This is a genomic window from Peribacillus sp. NPDC096540, assembly GCF_050278525.1.
Lineage (GTDB): Bacteria > Bacillota > Bacilli > Bacillales > DSM-1321 > Peribacillus.
Genome location: NZ_JBNNTG010000009.1, coordinates 117,102 through 135,371, shown reverse-complemented (window position 1 = coordinate 135,371; position 18,270 = coordinate 117,102). Strand labels below are relative to the sequence as shown.

Sequence of the window (18,270 nt, the reverse complement as noted above, 5' to 3'; positions counted from 1 at the left end):
AATAATATGAGTTGCATGCGTTTTATCTATCTCGTGGGATAAGTATATAAGATTATTATTTAGTAGTAAACTACTAAATTGAATTTTAATAAAAAAAATGTCGCTATAACATTCTTATAAAAAACCGAATCGGCTTAAAGGGAATTTTTATTTAATATAAATCTCACTTAGTAAAAGGAAATCAAATTTAGGTGAGAGACATTTATTAGCAGTAGTAGAATGTTATATCGAATCCATGTATCTGAATTATGATTGGCAATTTGAATGTGGCAAATACCCTTAATTCGCTCCATTCTATCTATCTTGAATCGGTAATGATTTTTCTTCAATATTGACTGTCTTATGTAATGAAGATGGTAATCTCCAATGGCAAACGCAAAGGTTGCACATTGGCATAATTCAACGTTATTTGTTAAAATTAACCTAAGACTTTCTAAAGGAATCTTCAGAAGTCCAATCAAGCCATTAGAATTAAAGGATTTTAATAGAAATAATAAAAATTTTATTCTTACAAAAAAGGAATATTAGAGACTTTTTTTAGGAATCATAAGTAAAGTAATCAAAAAAAATTCAATTATTTTAAAAAAATTCCGACAATTTAGTCATAAGGGCTTGAACTATGATTCCTAATAGGAGTAAACTAAGTTAAGATAGATTTTATGGAAGTGAAATCTTGTAAAAATATTCAACAAGGGGTTTTGGTAATGAAGGAACATGACATGCAAATCACGCTTAGTACAACAAAGAAAGAAAAACCACAAGCGGACCAGCTTGAGTTCGGTAAGCAGTTTACCGATCATATGTTTATTATGGATTACACACAAGGGCAAGGGTGGCATGATCCAAGAATTGTTCCTTATCAACCGCTCGCATTAGAGCCGTCAGCGATGATTTTTCACTATGGTCAATCTGTGTTTGAAGGATTAAAAGCATATGTATCACCAGATGATGAAATTATTTTATTCCGTCCGAAAAAGAATTTTGAACGCTTAAATAATTCAAATAGTCGCCTATGTATACCAGATGTTGATGTGGATTTCGCGTTAAAGGCCTTAAAAACCTTAATCAGCGTTGATAAAGAATGGATTCCTCGAGCAGAAGGGACGTCCTTATATATTCGACCTTTCATTATAGCTACTGAACCTTATCTCGGAGTTTCTCCATCAGATCGCTATCAATTTATCATTATTTTGTCACCGGTTGGTTCTTATTATAAAGAGGGAATTCACCCTGTTAAAATAGCGGTGGAATCAGCTTTTACACGTGCCGTAAATGGTGGTACAGGAGAAGCTAAAACAGGCGGTAATTATGCATCAAGCCTTAAAGCTCAAGAGGAATCTGAAAAATTGGGATATTCTCAAGTGCTTTGGCTAGACGGAGTAGAAAAAAAATATATTGAAGAAGTAGGAAGCATGAATGTTTTCTTCAAAATCAATGGTGAAATCATTACTCCAGCTTTAAATGGTAGCATCCTTCCTGGAATAACACGCGATTCTATCATTGAATTGTTAAGACATTGGAATCTTCCAGTAACGGAACGACGTATTTCCATGGACGAAGTGTATGAAGCCTATAAATCAGGTCAATTAGAAGAGGCTTTCGGTACTGGTACCGCTGCGGTTATTTCTCCTATAGGTGAATTTTTATGGAACGGTGAAGAAATGATTGTTCAAAACGGAGAGACTGGCGAAATATCTAAAAAACTTTATGATACATTAACTGGAGTTCAAACAGGCATTATTAAAGATGAATTAAACTGGACGATGAAAGTAGAAGAAAAAGTTACACAATAATATTTTAAAATAAAAAACCTTCTATGAAGGTTTCAGACTGTAGGCAAACTCGATAAATAATTGAGTTTGTCTACAGTTTTTTTGACTTGAACGTTGATTGGAACGTAGGGCACTCGCTTTCCGCGGGCGGTCCGGGAGCCTCCTTTGCGCCTGTGGGGTCTCCCTTGGATGCGCTTTTCCCGCAGGAGTCTCGCACCTTTCGTTCCAATCAGCTTTGTTTTAACATTTAGATAGAACCCCTTTTGCCAACAGTCTTTTTTGTATTATATTCTTTTAAATAATGATCTTGTGACGCAAAGCGACAGCTATAGCCTCTGTACGATGATTGACTCCTAATTTCCTAATGGCAGAAGAAATATAATCTCTAACAGTGTATTCACTTACCCTCATCTTTGGTGCCATTTGTTTTAACCCTAAACCATTGGCTAAATTTTGTAGGACTTCGACTTCACGCTTACTAAGAAGGTATGAGGGGGGAGAGGATTCCAAAGTTGAACTGACAGCCAGTTTCAAATAATGGGAAAGCTTCATTAAATCATGCTTTGTAACAGGTTCGTTGGCATGTATTGGGTCAACTAAAACAAAACCAATAACCATTTCATTGACTATAACTGGAATTACAGCTAATGAAGAGATTGCAAATCTTTTAACGTATTTTTCAGGTATTGATGATTTCGTATGGTTAATTGTTAAATATACTGGTTTGTTATTAATGAGAGCTTGGTGGATGGGGTATATATTACCAATATTTTCTTTGACATGATGTAACGAAAAGGTTTCTTTACTTGTGCATGAGTATATCCCTTCACCCATACCACTTAAACAAGAGTAACTGAACAAAGAGGCACGTTGAAATGAAAAAAAATCTACACAGCCCTTTACGATCATTTTGGATTTATTTCTCATATCTTTTTGTAAGGAAATATTTTTAACATGATTCAACAAGGTTTCCTCAAGCATTCGACTTTTTTCCTCCCTACATTTTCAGTGATAGGTTAAAACTTACTGATATCTTACAATATAAGGTAGGTCCTTACAAATTTGATTATCTGCTTAAGTGTTTATAAGTTTACGATTCCCTATTTTAAGGAGGATAAAAAAATGAAAAGAACAACTTTGACGACCAGCAGCCGAAGTTTTAGAGAAGATACTCTTCCGTTTAAACTCTATCAAAAGGCAAAAAAATTCGGTGTATGGAATCCGCGTGACATTAATTTCAGTCAGGATATAGAAGATTGGAAGTCGTTTACTAGTGTTGAAAGAGAAGTTATATTACGGATTATTTCGCTTTTTCAGGGTGGAGAAGAAGCAGTGACATTGGATTTACTGCCGCTTATTATGGCTATAGCTAAAGAAGGTAGAATCGAAGAGGAAATGTACTTAACAACTTTCTTATTTGAGGAAGCAAAGCATATGGAATTTTTCCGTTATACTTTAGATCAAATTGGTGAAACAGGTGATCTAACGGTTTATCATTCAGAAACCTACAAATCTATTTTTTACGAAATATTGCCTGAGGCGATGGAGAAGCTGATACACGATCAGTCTCCTGAAGCATTGGCGGAAGCGGCCACTGTTTATAATATGTTTACCGAGGGAGTGCTTGCGGAAACCGGGTATTTTGGGTTTTATCAGACACTCGAAGACAATAAAATGATGCCTGGTTTATTAAAAGGGGTTGGTCTTTTGAAAAAAGATGAATCACGCCACATTGCATATGGCACTTTCTTGCTACAGAGGATTATCAGTGAGCATCCACATATTTTTAGACAAGTTGAAAAAAGAATGGCAGAACTTGCCCCACTTGCCATCGCGTTAAATAAGGAGGGGTATGACCGGTATGGCAATCCATTTGATAATGATAAACAAGCAGTTTTAGATTTCACCATGAAACAATTAGCCGTTCGGATGGAAATATTGGCGCGCGCCAAAGGTAAGAATATTGAGGAAATCTATCATAGTAATGAAAAGGAATATGGAGTTTTGTAAAAAGAATGATGAATAGGTTATGAATGTGCGGTATATAAAGAAATCTTTTAATTCATTTAATTAGATGGTGGATATACAGCTCAATAATAATTTTTAAAGCAGTTAGGAACTCTACATCGTTCCTAATTATAGATTTGATCCATTTCATTGAACTTTATATAAACCAATGCATTGTAATTATAGTTGTTAAAAATGGAAGAGCATTGTTGACAAACCTGATGTGTACTGGAAGATCCCGACGACAATACTTCCAGTTGAACAAAACCTGCCTATGATGATGGAGCTTGCTGATTAAATTAATATTTTTAATATAACCGTTGTTTTTGAAGGTACTAATGATCAACTAAACCGAGGTGTATTTTAGGTTTAAATTCATGAAAATCATTTATCATAATTGAAATCTGTTTGAGCAAAAAGGAGGCGGGTATAATGAAACGTCCGTCTCCTTTCTAAATGTTAAAAAGATTTTAAGCAATCTTGATTCAATTTAATTAGTTATTGCTTTTTTCCTAAGTTTTCTTGTGCCATTTGTATAAGTTCTTTTACCATACCTCCTCCTAACTTTCCACCAATTTTTCCAGCTTGCTTTGATGTCAGTTGACCGTTATAGTCATTTTTCAGTGGTACGCCAACATCTTTTGCAACTTCAAACTTTGCATCTTCATGATACTTAGTACCTGCAACTTTGGCTTTTAAATCATCAAGACCTTTTCGAGCCCCAGGTACTAGGATTTTATTTCTTCTTGTCATAAATAATCACTCCTTATTTTTTAGGTTAACCTAAAGTAAAGAAAATGATCATTATCCTGATTTATTTTATTCTTTTACTACTTTGTTTTTTACGTCAACATAATAGGGCTTTTTATTAGAGTTTGATTAAAAGGAGTTTTGTAATAGACCAACTATTTTACGCAATTATTCAAGAGATTGGATTCACTTAGTTTATGATGCAGACTAGAATAGGCAAAACAAAAAACAGATGAAATACTTGAAAAAAATTGAGATCTAATACGGCATCTGTAATATGACGAGAGAATTATCTGATAGGGATGTTTTATTTAATCAAATATCGGCTATAAGATAGTATAAAAATTTGAAGGAGTAAAGAGATGCTGACTGCGAAATCATGTTTGTTAACGAAAGAAGATATGACAAATCCTGATCGAGTACCTCTATGGTTAATCAAGGAATATCAAACTTTCCACAATACGGTGATGGATAAAACATTTCCTTGTTATTTTGGTATGAAGGCCGAAAATAAAGGTGAGCTTCGGTATGCATATATCACACAGGACGATTGGTCCAATCTCCCTAAAGCTGTGGAAAGCTTTCTTGACTTATTCCAGGAACCTCCATATGTCAGACATGGTTTGTTTGTTTTTATGGAGCCAGAAAAGCAAGAAGGAGATTTAGAACTATATCGAAAACAATTTTGGGAAATTCTTCAATATCTTCATGTGAAGGATAAGAAACCTTGGCCAAATGAAAAACCAAAAGATCCGGATCATTATTTATGGGATTACCATTTTGCAGGGGAACCAATTTTTATCTTTGGTAATGCCCCTGCATATAAACAGCGTAAAACCCGTGATTTAGGAAATAGTCTTGTACTAGGCTTCCAACCCCGAATGATCTTTGAAGGATTAGAAGGGACAGAAAAAGGCGGAATAATGTCACGTGAAAAGGTGCGTGAACGAGTAGAAAAATGGGATAATCTCCCGAAGCATCCGGATATCAGCCACTTTGGCGATGTAAATCACAATGAATGGAAACAATTTTTTATTGGTGATGATATTGAGCCGATAAAAGGAAAATGTCCTTTCAATCATATAGAAGAAAAATAAACGAGAGCAAAGTGCTCTCGTTTATTTTTCTTCTATATTATAAGCTGGTAACTTTAAAAAAAGGGGACTTAGAAAGTTCATCGTAACTCAAGAACTCCGATAATTATTTCTTTATATGACTGTAAAGAATTTAAAACACAAAATATAGTAAAAAACCAAAAAAACATATATCAAACATATATCTTGTTTTATTTTATTAACACAATTATAATGTGTAAGTAGGAATTGCAGTTACTTCGAGATATCTTGATTAAATATTTCGATAGAAACTGTGCTATTCACATACACATATTAATTACAATTGGGGGAACTAACTATGTCTAAAGTATTATTAATTAAAGCAAACGATCGTCCAGCAGAGCAAGCAATCAGCGTGAAAATGTATGAATCGTTTTTAAGCACATATAAAGAAGCAAATCCTAACGATGAAATTACTGAATTGGATTTATTCAAACTTAACTTACCATATTACGGAAACACAGCAATTACAGCGATATTCAAACGTAACCAAGGTATGGAATTGACTGAAGAAGAATTAAAAGAGGCTGATAACGTACAAAAATACTTGAACCAGTTTCTTGGTGCTGATAAAGTAGTATTTGCATTCCCATTATGGAACGCTACGGTACCGGCTCCACTTGTAACATATATTTCTTATCTTGCTCAAGCAGGTACAACATTTAAATACACTGCTGAAGGCCCAGTTGGTCTTATTCCTGAGAAAAAAGTGGCTGTACTTAATGCTCGTGGTTCAGATTATGCTTTACCTGGAATGGATGCTGCTGAAATGGCAGTGAAATTTGTAACTATGAATTTAAACCTATGGGGGATAAACAACCCAGAAACAGTTGTTATCGAAGGGCACAATCAATATCCAGACCGTACACAAGACATAATTGCTGAAGGATTGGCTAAAGTTGTAGAAACTGCAGCTAAATTCTAATTAATATTTAAGTAATAACCAGTATGTATTTTTAGCATACTGGTTTTTTTATGCAGATTTTTCTTAAAGTCGCTTATAATAAAGGGTAAGCTTATAAGTATGAAAGGAAGTGCCAACAAAATGCAAACGTTCAAAACCCGTGACGAAATCAAAGAGGAAGAAACTTGGAATCTAAATGATATTTACGATAACAAGGATAAATGGGAAAAGGAATATCAAGAAGTCCTTAAGATGACAGAAAAATTAAAAACTTATGATGGACATATTCAGACAGCTCAAGACTTGTTTGAGTATTTACGGTTAAGTGAGGAAACTGGTTACATTTTTAATAAACTCTATGTATTTGCGATGCTACAAACAGATTTGGATACACGGGTTACTACATCACAGGCATTGCTTGATCGAGCAAGTCAGTTAGGCCAGAAAATTAGTAATGCTTCAGCATTTTTTATGCCGTTTCTTTTAAGCCTAGAAGAAAATACGCTTAAAGGGTACATAAAAGAAGTCGAGGGTTTGAAATATTTTGAAGAAGATTTACTTGATTCTTATCGCTATAAATCCCATGTGTTATCGAAAGAGCAGGAAGAGGTTCTTTCCCATATAGGTGAAGCCTTTTCAGCACCACAAAAAACATTCGGGATGATTAATAATGCTGACATTAAGTTTGGTGAAGTGACAAATGTAGATGGCGAAAAAGTAGAGCTGACCCGAGGATTGTATTCAAAATTGATTGAAGATGACAATCGTGATATTCGAAAAGAGGCATATATTGCGTATTATCAGCCATATGTACAACTGAAAAATACGATTGCTTCAACACTTTCAACAGCGATCAAGAATAACGTGAATCTCTCAAAACTGAGGCACTATCCTTCTGCATTAGAAAAATCATTGTTCGGCGATCAAGTTCCAAAAGAGGTATATGATAACTTAATTATGTCTACTAAACAAAATATAGGACCGATGCATAAATACATCCAGCTGAGGAAAGAGCTTTTGGGTGTAAATGAATTGCGCGCATACGATTTAAGTGTGCCATTGGTCGAAGGTGCAAAAGAAGAAATATCATATGATGACAGTTTTGCTTTAATGATTGAGGCATTGAAACCGCTTGGTGAAGAATATACTTCTATCTTAAAAACCTTTAAAGAAAAAAGATATATTGATGTCAGAGAAACGCCTGGGAAACGCTCTGGGGCTTATAACTTAGGACTCTATGGTGTTCATCCATTTATCTTACTAAATCACCGAGATGATCTTGACAGCGTATTTACACTTGCTCATGAATCTGGTCATGGGATGCATTCATACTATAGCTCAAAATATCAACCGCAAATAACAGCAGGTTATTCCATTTTTGTAGCGGAAGTTGCTTCTACGGTGAATGAAATTCTGCTGATTCGCCATTTAATTAATACAACAAAAGACGTTCAAAAGAAAAAGCACTTACTAAACCATTTTATCGATAGCTTTAAGGGAACCTTCTTCACACAGGTGATGTTTGCAGAATTTGAAAAGATCGTTCACGAGAAGGCAGAAAATGATGAACCACTTAATGCCGAAGTGTTTAATACAGCGTACGAAACAATTTTCCGCACTTATAATGGTGATGAAATAATTTTCGATGAAGAAGTGAAGTATGGCTGGTCACGCATTCCACATTTTTATCGTCCATTTTATGTGTATAAATATGCTACGGGTTACGTTTCAGCTATTACAATTGCAGATAAAATTCTTTCCGGAGATCAAAAAACCCTCGAAAGTTATTTGACCTTCTTGAAAAGCGGTAGTTCTGAATTCCCGTTGGAACTGCTCAAGAAAACAGGCGTAGATTTAACTAAACCTGAGCCTATTGAAAATGCAATGAGGATTTTCAGTGATTTAGTAGAACAATTTACAGAGCTGACAAAGGGCTAATGTAAACCATTTCTTCCAAAAGAGCCCATGGTATGATGAAATAAAAAATGCTATAGTTAGACTATTGGCGTATGAGAGGCCCAATCTTTTGATTGGGCCTTATTTTATATGTTAAAGAAGGCAGATGTTATCACGAGGCATGTTTTACATAAAAAGCCTAGTGCCTTGGTTATTCACTGCAAAAGCGCCTAACTAATGGGCGAGTTCTTTATACATCCAAAGGCATATTTTGTGAGGAAAGTGAAAAATGAATTCAACGGTTAACTATATAAAAGAATGGCAACAGGCACTTCAACTTGAAATTCTGCATTTGAAAAAGTACGGAAGCACAAAATACCTTGTTTCGAATGGCCATCTACTTACAAGTGATGGTTCTTTCACCTACTATTTTGAAACAAGCTCTTCGATAAAAATTCCTGTGGGTTCCATTATTCGATTGGAATGGGGAGGTATAAAACAGGATGGTAGGGTCTTATCATCGGAAGGGAAAAGTATAATCATCGCTTTTGAACGGTCTTTAGGTGATTTAATCAGCGAAGCTTTTTTATACCATGATCCCTGGGAATTACTAGAACAATTGATTACCCGCCTAGATGAAATCAAGAGAAGCAAAAAGAAAAGGCTTCGGATTAAGCGTTTAATGGATCCATCAATGCCCCAAAAACATCCGATAAATGAAAAACAAAGCAGTGTAAAAGAATTATATGCACGTTCAAAATTTAATCCTGTCACTTTTGTCTGGGGACCTCCAGGAACAGGAAAGACTTATACATTGGCACGTACGGTTGCAAATCATTATTTTCAAGATAAAAAGATCCTAGTTCTGTCACATAGCAATCAAGCTGTCGATGTACTGATGGCTGAACTATCTACATTTATTAAAAAGAAAGATCGTTTCCATGAAGGGGATGTGCTTCGCTATGGTTCACAAATAGGTGATTCTCTAGCCATCCATGATGATATTGTTACAGGCCAACTGTTAGGGAAGCATGAACCAGACTTGATTACAGAAAAAGAGCAGCTTGCAGAAGAAAAGCGGTTGTTAAAGAAGGATTTAGCTGGTTCATTCAGCAAAAGAGATACCGATCAATTAATTGAAATAGAAAAAAAATTAGCTAAAGTATTAGAGAAAATTCGTCAAAAAGAGATGCTGCTTGTGAAAGAGGCTAAAATTATTGGAATGACCTTGGCTAAAGCTGCTAGCGATGAAACGGTATACCAAAAAGAATATGATCTAATCATTTTGGACGAAGCCAGCATGGCTTACGTACCGCAAGTAGCTTTTGCGGCAGCCTTATCCAAACATATTATCGTTTGCGGTGATTTCAAACAATTGCCACCAATTGCTTCTGCACGTGATTCGCTAGTGAAACTTTGGCTGAAAGAAGACATCTTTCATCGCGCGGGGGTTGCACAATCAGTAGAAGAGGGGGAACTTCATCCTCATTTATTTCTCTTAAAAGAACAGCGCCGTATGCATCCGGAAATTTCAGCCTTTACGAATCGTGTTGTCTATAACAATTTTGTTGGAGACCATGATAGTGTTTTAACAAGTAGAGAAAGCATAAGATCAGCGGAACCGTTTGCGAATCAGGCAGCTGCACTTGTCGATACAAGCTTTTCAGGTGAATATTGCATGACAGAACGCACTTCCCATTCAAGAATGAACCCATGGCAGTTGCTTTTGTCCTTTCAGCTTATTCATGAAGCGTATGTTGGCGGGGCCCGATCAATTGGTTATGTTGCTCCATATCGTGCCCAGGCCGACTTGATGGAAAAACTATTGGATGACTTGTATAGTCAAGAAAGGCAAACAGCGGACATCATACCTGCAACTGTACATCGTTTCCAAGGAAGTGAACGGGATGTTATGATTTTTGACACGGTTGATAGTTATCCGCAAAATCGTGCAGGAATGTTGTTGACCGGCAGAGAAAGTGAAAGGCTTATAAATGTGGCGATAACAAGGACTAAAGGGAAGTTCGTACATGTTTGTGATACTTCTTTTGTTAATAAACATGTTTATCGAAGTAAAACACTTCGTCAGCTTGTTGATCATCAAATCCAAAACGGTCAGGTGGTCGCAAAGAAAGATATTGGAAAATGGGTGAAACATCAGCATCCCCGTCTGAAATGGATACATGCCCGTAAGTTGGACAACTTATTAGCAGATATAGATTCCTCTAAACAAGAAATTATTGTGGCTGTGCCAGATTTAAAAAAATTGTCAGAGGAGTGGAAGCTGATTCTAATGAAACGAGACCCTGAAGTCAAATTGACTATCATTTCAGGGAATAGAAATCCGGAAATCTTTACAGATTATTTCATTTACATGCCAGTTTCCTTCTCTTTTATTATCTTTGATGGTCATGTTGTCTGGTTAGGCTTGCCTGTAGAATCGAATAATCGAGTGCAACCTCCCTTTGTAGCGGCTCGCTTGGATTCACCTATTATTGCAGCAGAAATCTTATCTCAGTTTAAAAGAAATGAATAATTTGAAGGAAAGGCCCATTTTAGGGTCTTTCTATATTTTTATATTCCTTAAAACATCTTGTTAGAATATACGGTTAAACAAACAGGGTTCCATTTGTAGATCAATAAAAAATGTATATTTAAAAAATAACCTCGTTAGAATATATAATATACTCCTATTTACCAATCCAGCATATCCACTTATTATTTCAGCTAAGTGTCACAAACTAAACTAACAACGAGCGTAAAAGGCGACATTTTATAGTTAATGTTTTACTCTAATAATACAAAGAGAGAATTGGGAAGAAGGGAACCCTAATGAAGCTAAGCATTTTAGATCAATCACCAATTGCATCTGGTCAATCAGCGCAGCAGGCATTGAAGGATTCACTTATACTCGCGCAAGAGGGAGATAGACTTGGCTATAGCAGGGTTTGGTTTACGGAACATCATGATTTACCAGGACTAGCCTGTTCTGCTCCGGAGGTATTGATAAGCTATATTGGTGCACAAACAAAAAATATTCGAATTGGAGCAGGGGCAGTGTTGCTTCCTCATTACAAGCCGTATCGCGTTGCAGAGACCTATAATATGCTTGCAACACTTTTTCCGGGCCGAATTGATATCGGCATAGGCCGTGCTCCTGGTGGATCTGCAGAAGCGACTATGGCATTATCCAATAATTATCTGCAAAATGTATACAAAATGCCTGACCTTGTAAAGGAATTATTGCATTTTCTTCGAGAGAAATTTCCGAAAGATCACCTTTTTGAAAATACTTCTGCTGCACCAATCCCAAAAATTCCACCTGAACCATGGGTACTTGGAACAAGTGAAAAAAGTGCAAAACTCGCGGCGGAAAATGGGGTTTCATACGCATTCGGTGAATTCATGAGCGACAATGATGGGATTATGAGTCTTCAGTATTATCGTGAACATTTTCAAACAAAAGGAATACTGAATGCGCCTAAAACAATAGTAACGGTTTCCGCACTTTGTGCCGAAACCGAGGAACAAGCGAAAGAGATAGCTCTAAGCAATACACTTTGGAAAATTCAAAGTGGCCTTGGAGAAAGAAAATTGGTCCCAAGTATAGAAGAGGCGAGGGAGTATGTTTGGAATGAAAAAGAAATAGAACTGAAGGAAAAAATTGATAAAAAAATGATTTTGGGAACACCTTCAAAAGTGAAGCAACAGCTTTTGGAGATACAGAAGAAATATCAAGCAGATGAAATCATGCTTAATACAATAACTCATAAGTTGGAGGACCGGCTGAAGTCGTATCGTTTGATTGCTAAGGAACTGCTCGATTAATCAGGCAGAGCATTTTGTGTGCAATTTATCTGCATTTTTTATATGATGACTTTGCGTCCAATTAATCATAATTGAAGGAAAGAAGTTGAAGATATGAATGCCGACCAACCTGCAAAAAAACTTAGAGACATTTCTTTTTCCGTACTGGACCTAGCTTATATTGTCGAGGGCGGTACAGTATCAGCAGCCTTTAAAAATACAGTAGATTTAGCTCAGCATGTGGAGAAATGGAATTATAACCGTTTCTGGGTAGCAGAACACCATAGCATGCCTGGAATCGCAAGTTCTGCGACATCTGTATTAATCGGTTATGTTGCTGGCAGGACAGAAGAAATACGTGTGGGTTCTGGGGGCATAATGCTTCCAAATCATGCACCACTCGTCATCGCAGAACAATTTGGAACGTTAGAAGCTATGTATTCTGGTAGAATAGATTTAGGACTAGGTCGTGCTCCAGGAAGCGACCAATATACTGCAATGGCTCTTCGTGGAGATATCCGTAATAATGGCCAAGATTTTCCTGAGCAGTTAGCGCAGCTCCGCAGTTATTTAGATGCTGATTCAAAACATAATCGAGTCCGTGCCATTCCTGGTGAAGGACAAGATATTCCGATTTGGCTACTTGGTTCAAGCGGCTTCAGTGCTGCATTATCAGCACAGCTGGGATTACCATTCTCATTTGCAAGCCATTTTTCACCTGAAAATACTCAACCTGCTTTAGCACGTTATCGTAATAATTTCCAGCCATCCGACGTTTTAGATAAGCCGTATGTAATGGTTGGTGTCAATGTATTTGCAGCAGATACTACTGAAGAAGCACAAAGAATAGCTACCTCTTATCAGCAGCAATTTTTAAACTTGATTCGAAATACACCTGGACAAATGGCTCCGCCAGTTGATACGATGGAAGGTATTTGGACAGAATATGAAAAAGCCATTGTCATGAAACAACTGAACGCTTCAATTGTCGGAAACCCGAAAGAAGTTGAAGAACAATTACAGACCTTTTTAGATGAAACTCAGGCGGATGAAATGATTATTAACTCTGCCATTTATGATCATAACGCACGCCTTCGTTCCTATGAAATCATTGCAGAAGTTACTGGAATGAAATAAGTGTAAATGTGAATGAGCTTGCAGATTATGTGTCTGCAAGCTCATTTTTAATTACATACCATACCTAATTACTTAGAATCTTATAAATAAAGTAAGGAGAGAAGCATGAAACAGGAAGAACCTTTATCACTATTATTTCACTTCACAGATAAACAAGATATTAAAAAACAGTTATATTTTACGGAACCGAAAGAAGTTTTTATCGCCCATTCTATACAGGATGTCCTCCCTCAATTCCAAAAGGTCCAGGCAGCAATCGAGCAGGGATATTATGCAGCAGGCTATGTATCTTATGAAGCCGCGCCTGCTTTTGAAAAGTCTTTTAAAGTAAAAGAAGGAGCAAAAATGCCGTTATTGTGGTTCGGTATCTTTGATAAACCGGAAGAGTTCCCGGGAAAAATAACTGGTTCATTTCAATTAAATGATTGGGAATCAGAAACGGATTCCCATACATATCATTCTGGGTTTCAAACGATAAAAGCTGAAATCGAGAAAGGCAATACCTATCAAGTGAATTATACGATGCGATTGCAATCTATGTTCGAGGGGGACGACTTTGCTTTCTATGATCGGCTAAAGAGAGCACAACGATCGAACTATAGTGCTTATTTGAATATCGGGACACATCGAATTCTGTCGGCTTCTCCCGAGTTATTTTTCCGCTGGGAGGATGGTCAGCTAAATACTCGTCCAATGAAAGGGACAGTCAAGCGTGGGATTACCGTGAAAACGGATCAGGCAAATGCGGACTGGTTAGCATGTTCTGAAAAAAATCAGGCTGAGAATTTAATGATTGTTGATTTGCTCAGGAATGACCTAGGAATGATTGCTGAACAAGGGAGCGTTCAGGTACCGAAACTTAAGGAAATTGAAAAGTACCCGACTGTGTGGCAAATGACATCAACCATTACAGCTAAAACGAAACCAAAAACAACGATTATTGATATATTCAAGGCGCTTTTTCCTTGTGGATCGATAACAGGAGCACCGAAAATCAAAACGATGGAAATTATTACTGAACTTGAGAGTTCTCCACGTGAAGTGTATTGCGGTGCAATCGGCTTTATCACCCCGAAATGTGAAGCAGTTTTCAATGTACCTATTCGGACGGTTGTGATCGAAAAGGAAACAGGAAAAGCTGAATATGGGGTAGGAGGAGGAATAACCTGGGATTCTGCCTTTCTGGAGGAGTATGATGAAGCCTTTTTAAAAGCTAAATTATTGTCAGAGGAAAGACCTACTTATCAGTTGTTAGAGTCGATTAAACTTGAATATGGTCAGTATTTTTTATTGGATGAGCATATTGATAGAATGATTCAGTCCGCTGAATACTTTGACTATCAGTTTTCTGAAACGGAACTTAGAAATCAGCTCCAAAAATATGCAGATTCACATCATGATTCGATGCAAAAAGTACGGATTCTGCTTTTTGAGAATGGGGATTTTGAATTATCAGGACAAATAATCAAGACTATGGAATCAGAAGTTTCAGCTATCATAGCCGAAAGTCCAATATCAACTGAAAACCCATTTCTCTATCATAAGACGACTAACCGGGAAGTTTATGAAAAATTTCAAACAAGGCACCCTGAGTTCTATGACGTTTTACTTTGGAATGAACAAGGATATATTACAGAGTTCACTAACGGAAATGTTGTAGTAAAGATAAACGGAGATCTGTTCACCCCTCCAATAGAATCAGGATTGCTTGCAGGGACTTATCGTCAGGAGCTATTAAGGAAGAAAGAAATAAAAGAAAAATTAATAACGAAGGCTGATCTACACAATGCTGAGGAAGTTTGGTTTATTAATAGTGTGCGAAGGGGATTAAAAGTAAATCTTACATTTTAATCCAAAAATGTCCTGGTAAAAGAATACTGTAATCGTACATAGCAATTTGCTAAGTTATAGTAGATGATGAATATTGTTATATATGACTAGGAGGGAAATGCTATGGAGAAACAAAAAATTGCAGGTTTATCTTTGATAGAGTGGAAAGAGAAATATCCTTTACTAAAAAAACTTATAAAGACAGATGAAGTTTTTTGGTTGAATCCCAATTATGGAAGCAATCATGACATTTCAATCGTCCAAGCTGAACATGTTAAAACAGCAGAGGAGAGATTAGAGCGATTTGCCCAATATATTGTTCATGCTTTTCCAGAAACAAAACCAACGAACGGTATCATTGAATCACCATTAGTTGAGATTCCTTCGATGAAAAAAAGTATAGAAGAGTCGTATATGACAAATATTTCCGGTAAACTTCACTTAAATGTGACAGCCATCTACCTATTTCGGGCTCTATCTAGGCACGTGGTGGTATATATGAGGTGTTAAAACGAGCTGAGGAAATTGCCATGGAGCATGGTGGTCTAAAGCAATCAGATAATTATGAGATACTTGCAAGTGAAAAATTCAAAGAGTTATTTTCACATTATTCCATTGCGGTTGGTTCGACAGGGAATTTAGGACTGAGCACTGGGATAATTAGTGCCTGCCTTGGATTTAAGGTTACTGTACATATGTCGGCAGATGCCAAGCAGTGGAAAAAAGATAAACTAAGAAACCTTGGTGTCATTGTAAAGGAATATGAAGACGATTACAGTAAAGCCGTCGAAGAAGGGCGAAAAGAAGCATCTCTTGACCCAAATTGCCATTTTATTGATGATGAAAATTCAAAAGATTTGTTGCTAGGCTATGCGACAGCTGCAACACGTCTGAAAAATCAATTAAAAGGAATGTCGATCCCGGTTGACGAAGATCATCCTTTATTTGTTTACTTACCATGCGGAGTAGGTGGTGGCCCCGGCGGTATAACATATGGGCTAAAATTGGCCTTCGAAGACGATGTCCATTGCTTTTTTGCAGAGCCAACACATTCGCCGTGTATGTTGCTTGGATTGGCAACGGAACTTCATGACAAAGTCTCGGTACAGGATTTTGGAATTGATAACAAAACGGAAGCAGATGGACTAGCGGTCGGAAGGTCATCTGAATTAGTTTCTAGTATGATGACATCAATTCTAAGCGGCAGCTATACAATACAGGACAAAAGATTATTTGACTTGCTTCGAGAACTGGCTGAGACAGAAGGATATTATTTAGAGCCATCTGCCCTCGCAGGAGTATATGGACCAGTTCAATTGTTCAGTAGCGAAGAGGGAAAACAATATCTCAAGGATCAAAAACTTCAAGAAAAAATGAAACAGTCCACACATATTATTTGGGCCACAGGTGGCAGCATGGTACCAAAGGTCATGATGGAAGAATATTTAACTAAAAGTTAAAAAGAAAAAGGAAGTTTACAATTGTGAACTTCCTTTTTCTTTTTAAAACCCCCAGGAGTTCAATAAAAGATGAATAGCTTTTTCCAATTCTGCTTCAGGTATCCCTGCAAAGCCTAATATAATTTTAGGAGGATGTTCATCTATTTTCTCAATGGAATAAGTGGAAAGCCCGTATATTTTAATGTCGTCATCAGCCGCTTTTTGAATTAGTGTTTGTTCATCCATCCCATTTTTCACGGTGAGAACAATATGCAGTCCTGATCGTTCACCAATGATTGATATTTGTTGATGATAGGGTTTAATCAAATCAATCACTTTTTCTAATTTACGGCGGTAAACTTTCCTCATACGATTTAAATGTTTTTCAAAATCTCCCTCCCTCATAAACTCTGTTAAAACATGTTGGTCAATCCTTGATACGGTTGAATGGTAGAAAGATAATTCCTCTTGATACCTCTGTAACAACGGAGCTGGAAGAACCATATAACTGATACGAATTGAAGGCATCAATGATTTGGAAAACGATCCTAAGTAAATCACTTTTTCTCCAACATCCATACTTTGTAAAGAAGGAATCGTTTTTCCACTATAACGAAATTCACTATCATAATCGTCTTCGATAATATATCTATTTGCTGCCCCTTGGGCCCAATTCAACAATCGTGTACGTCTGTTAACAGATAGAATTGTTCCATAGGGGAAGTGATGGGAAGGGGTTACATAAACTACATCAATTGAAGACTGCTCAATAGGGTTGACCTTCACCCCTTCTTCATCAACTTCTAATGGAAATACATCATTTGGATAGCTACGTAAAATACGATAAATCAAGTGATAACCGGGATCTTCGACTCCGTATATGGTGGTTTTATCAAAAAGAAGAACAAGCTGCTGTAGTAAAATTTCCAGTCCCGCACCAATGATAATCTGTTCAGGGACACATTGGACCCCACGAGCATGATATAGATAGTGGGCAATTTCACAACGTAATTCATATTCACCTTGAGAATCTCCCAGTAAAAGAAGGTCTTGATGAGATTCATCGATTTTATTTTTAATATACTTTCGCCATTTTTCAAATGGAAAGTTCTCAGTATCAATTTGGCTTGGGTGAAAATGATAGAGCAATTCCCTTACTTTATTATCATTCTGTTCTAATGGAACATTGTCAGTTTGCGTATACTCTAAATCCTCAAATGTTTGTATGTAGTATCCCTTTCTTGGAATAACTTCAACGTATCCTTCAGCAGTTAATTGTTCATAGGCAGTCTCGACGGTATTTTGACTAATCTGCAGAAACTCCGCTAATTTTCGCTTCGATGGCAGCTTCGTTCCAAAGAGAAGACGTCCATCAATTATCTCTTTTTTAATATGCGAATATAATTGTTCGTATAATGGTTCTCCACTCATACGATTTAAGTTACAAGTTAACATATTCATTTTGCTTCCGCCTTTTTTAAATAATTCGTATCTGACCCCATTAAATTATTGAAAACTGACACTTTCAATACGGTCATCTATTTTTTATACTAATTAACAAATCTAAAAAATGCAAATATTAGGGGGGAAGTAGAGGAAAAATCATTAGGAAC

12 protein-coding genes and 1 pseudogene are annotated in these 18,270 nt (G+C 36.6%); 10 read left to right on the top strand and 3 right to left on the bottom strand.

Annotated elements, in window-relative coordinates; genetic code table 11:
- Positions 1-704: 704 nt before the first annotated feature.
- Positions 705-1,793, top strand: a complete 1,089-nt coding sequence (locus tag ACQKMR_RS10900) for a branched-chain amino acid aminotransferase (protein ID WP_427697308.1) — start codon at positions 705-707, stop codon at positions 1,791-1,793.
- 273 nt (positions 1,794-2,066) lie between these two features.
- Here the strand turns inward: ACQKMR_RS10900 and ACQKMR_RS10895 are convergent, their stop codons facing one another.
- Positions 2,067-2,753, bottom strand: a complete 687-nt coding sequence (locus ACQKMR_RS10895; protein WP_427697307.1) for a helix-turn-helix transcriptional regulator — start codon at positions 2,751-2,753, stop codon at positions 2,067-2,069.
- Positions 2,754-2,894: 141 nt separating this feature from the next.
- On the opposite strand from ACQKMR_RS10895, the gene ACQKMR_RS10890 reads away from it, so the two are divergent.
- A complete protein-coding gene (locus ACQKMR_RS10890) occupies positions 2,895-3,782 on the top strand; it encodes a R2-like ligand-binding oxidase (protein WP_427697306.1) in 888 nt (295 codons plus the stop codon).
- 495 nt (positions 3,783-4,277) lie between these two features.
- On the opposite strand, the gene ACQKMR_RS10885 is transcribed toward ACQKMR_RS10890, so the two are convergent.
- Positions 4,278-4,532, bottom strand: coding sequence for a small, acid-soluble spore protein, alpha/beta type (locus ACQKMR_RS10885; RefSeq protein WP_427697305.1), 255 nt, complete (start codon positions 4,530-4,532; stop codon positions 4,278-4,280).
- A 359-nt stretch (positions 4,533-4,891) separates the two neighbouring features.
- Between ACQKMR_RS10885 and ACQKMR_RS10880 the strand changes: the two genes are divergently transcribed.
- The 8 genes and pseudogenes from ACQKMR_RS10880 to ACQKMR_RS10845 all read left to right on the top strand — a co-directional run bounded on the left by ACQKMR_RS10880 (position 4,892) and on the right by ACQKMR_RS10845 (position 16,678).
- Positions 4,892-5,626, top strand: a complete 735-nt coding sequence (locus tag ACQKMR_RS10880) for a YqcI/YcgG family protein (protein WP_427697304.1) — start codon at positions 4,892-4,894, stop codon at positions 5,624-5,626.
- Between the two features lie 301 nt (positions 5,627-5,927).
- Positions 5,928-6,569 (top strand): FMN-dependent NADH-azoreductase, encoded by a 642-nt coding sequence (locus ACQKMR_RS10875; protein ID WP_427697303.1) that lies wholly within the window; start codon positions 5,928-5,930, stop codon positions 6,567-6,569.
- A 120-nt stretch (positions 6,570-6,689) separates the two neighbouring features.
- Positions 6,690-8,486, top strand: coding sequence for an oligoendopeptidase F (gene pepF, locus ACQKMR_RS10870; RefSeq protein WP_427697302.1), 1,797 nt, complete (start codon positions 6,690-6,692; stop codon positions 8,484-8,486).
- A gap of 247 nt (positions 8,487-8,733) precedes the next feature.
- Positions 8,734-10,980, top strand: coding sequence for an AAA domain-containing protein (locus tag ACQKMR_RS10865; RefSeq protein WP_427697301.1), 2,247 nt, complete (start codon positions 8,734-8,736; stop codon positions 10,978-10,980).
- 296 nt (positions 10,981-11,276) lie between these two features.
- Positions 11,277-12,272, top strand: coding sequence for an LLM class flavin-dependent oxidoreductase (locus ACQKMR_RS10860; RefSeq protein WP_427697300.1), 996 nt, complete (start codon positions 11,277-11,279; stop codon positions 12,270-12,272).
- A gap of 93 nt (positions 12,273-12,365) precedes the next feature.
- Positions 12,366-13,388, top strand: coding sequence for an LLM class flavin-dependent oxidoreductase (locus tag ACQKMR_RS10855; RefSeq protein WP_427697299.1), 1,023 nt, complete (start codon positions 12,366-12,368; stop codon positions 13,386-13,388).
- Positions 13,389-13,493: 105 nt separating this feature from the next.
- A complete protein-coding gene (gene pabB / locus ACQKMR_RS10850; RefSeq protein ID WP_427697298.1) occupies positions 13,494-15,239 on the top strand; it encodes an aminodeoxychorismate synthase component I in 1,746 nt (581 codons plus the stop codon).
- 102 nt (positions 15,240-15,341) lie between these two features.
- Positions 15,342-16,678 (top strand): annotated as a pseudogene (locus ACQKMR_RS10845) (D-serine ammonia-lyase).
- 42 nt (positions 16,679-16,720) lie between these two features.
- Here ACQKMR_RS10845 and ACQKMR_RS10840 read toward each other — a convergent pair.
- Positions 16,721-18,118: a PLP-dependent aminotransferase family protein gene (locus ACQKMR_RS10840; RefSeq protein ID WP_427697297.1), complete on the bottom strand. Its 1,398-nt coding sequence runs from the start codon at positions 18,116-18,118 to the stop codon at positions 16,721-16,723.
- Positions 18,119-18,270 lie beyond the last annotated feature (152 nt).

Bases quoted from the DNA above. Each gene is read 5' to 3' on its own strand.
- ACQKMR_RS10895 (WP_427697307.1), bottom strand. From the start codon at position 2,753: ATGCTTGAGGAAACCTTGTTGAATCATGTTAAAAATATTTCCTTACAA.
- pepF (WP_427697302.1), top strand. From the start codon at position 6,690: ATGCAAACGTTCAAAACCCGTGACGAAATCAAAGAGGAAGAAACTTGG.
- ACQKMR_RS10890 (WP_427697306.1), top strand. From the start codon at position 2,895: ATGAAAAGAACAACTTTGACGACCAGCAGCCGAAGTTTTAGAGAAGAT.
- ACQKMR_RS10840 (WP_427697297.1), bottom strand. From the start codon at position 18,118: ATGAATATGTTAACTTGTAACTTAAATCGTATGAGTGGAGAACCATTA.
- ACQKMR_RS10865 (WP_427697301.1), top strand. From the start codon at position 8,734: ATGAATTCAACGGTTAACTATATAAAAGAATGGCAACAGGCACTTCAA.
- ACQKMR_RS10880 (WP_427697304.1), top strand. From the start codon at position 4,892: ATGCTGACTGCGAAATCATGTTTGTTAACGAAAGAAGATATGACAAAT.
- ACQKMR_RS10860 (WP_427697300.1), top strand. From the start codon at position 11,277: ATGAAGCTAAGCATTTTAGATCAATCACCAATTGCATCTGGTCAATCA.
- ACQKMR_RS10855 (WP_427697299.1), top strand. From the start codon at position 12,366: ATGAATGCCGACCAACCTGCAAAAAAACTTAGAGACATTTCTTTTTCC.
- pabB (WP_427697298.1), top strand. From the start codon at position 13,494: ATGAAACAGGAAGAACCTTTATCACTATTATTTCACTTCACAGATAAA.
- ACQKMR_RS10900 (WP_427697308.1), top strand. From the start codon at position 705: ATGAAGGAACATGACATGCAAATCACGCTTAGTACAACAAAGAAAGAA.
- ACQKMR_RS10885 (WP_427697305.1), bottom strand. From the start codon at position 4,532: ATGACAAGAAGAAATAAAATCCTAGTACCTGGGGCTCGAAAAGGTCTT.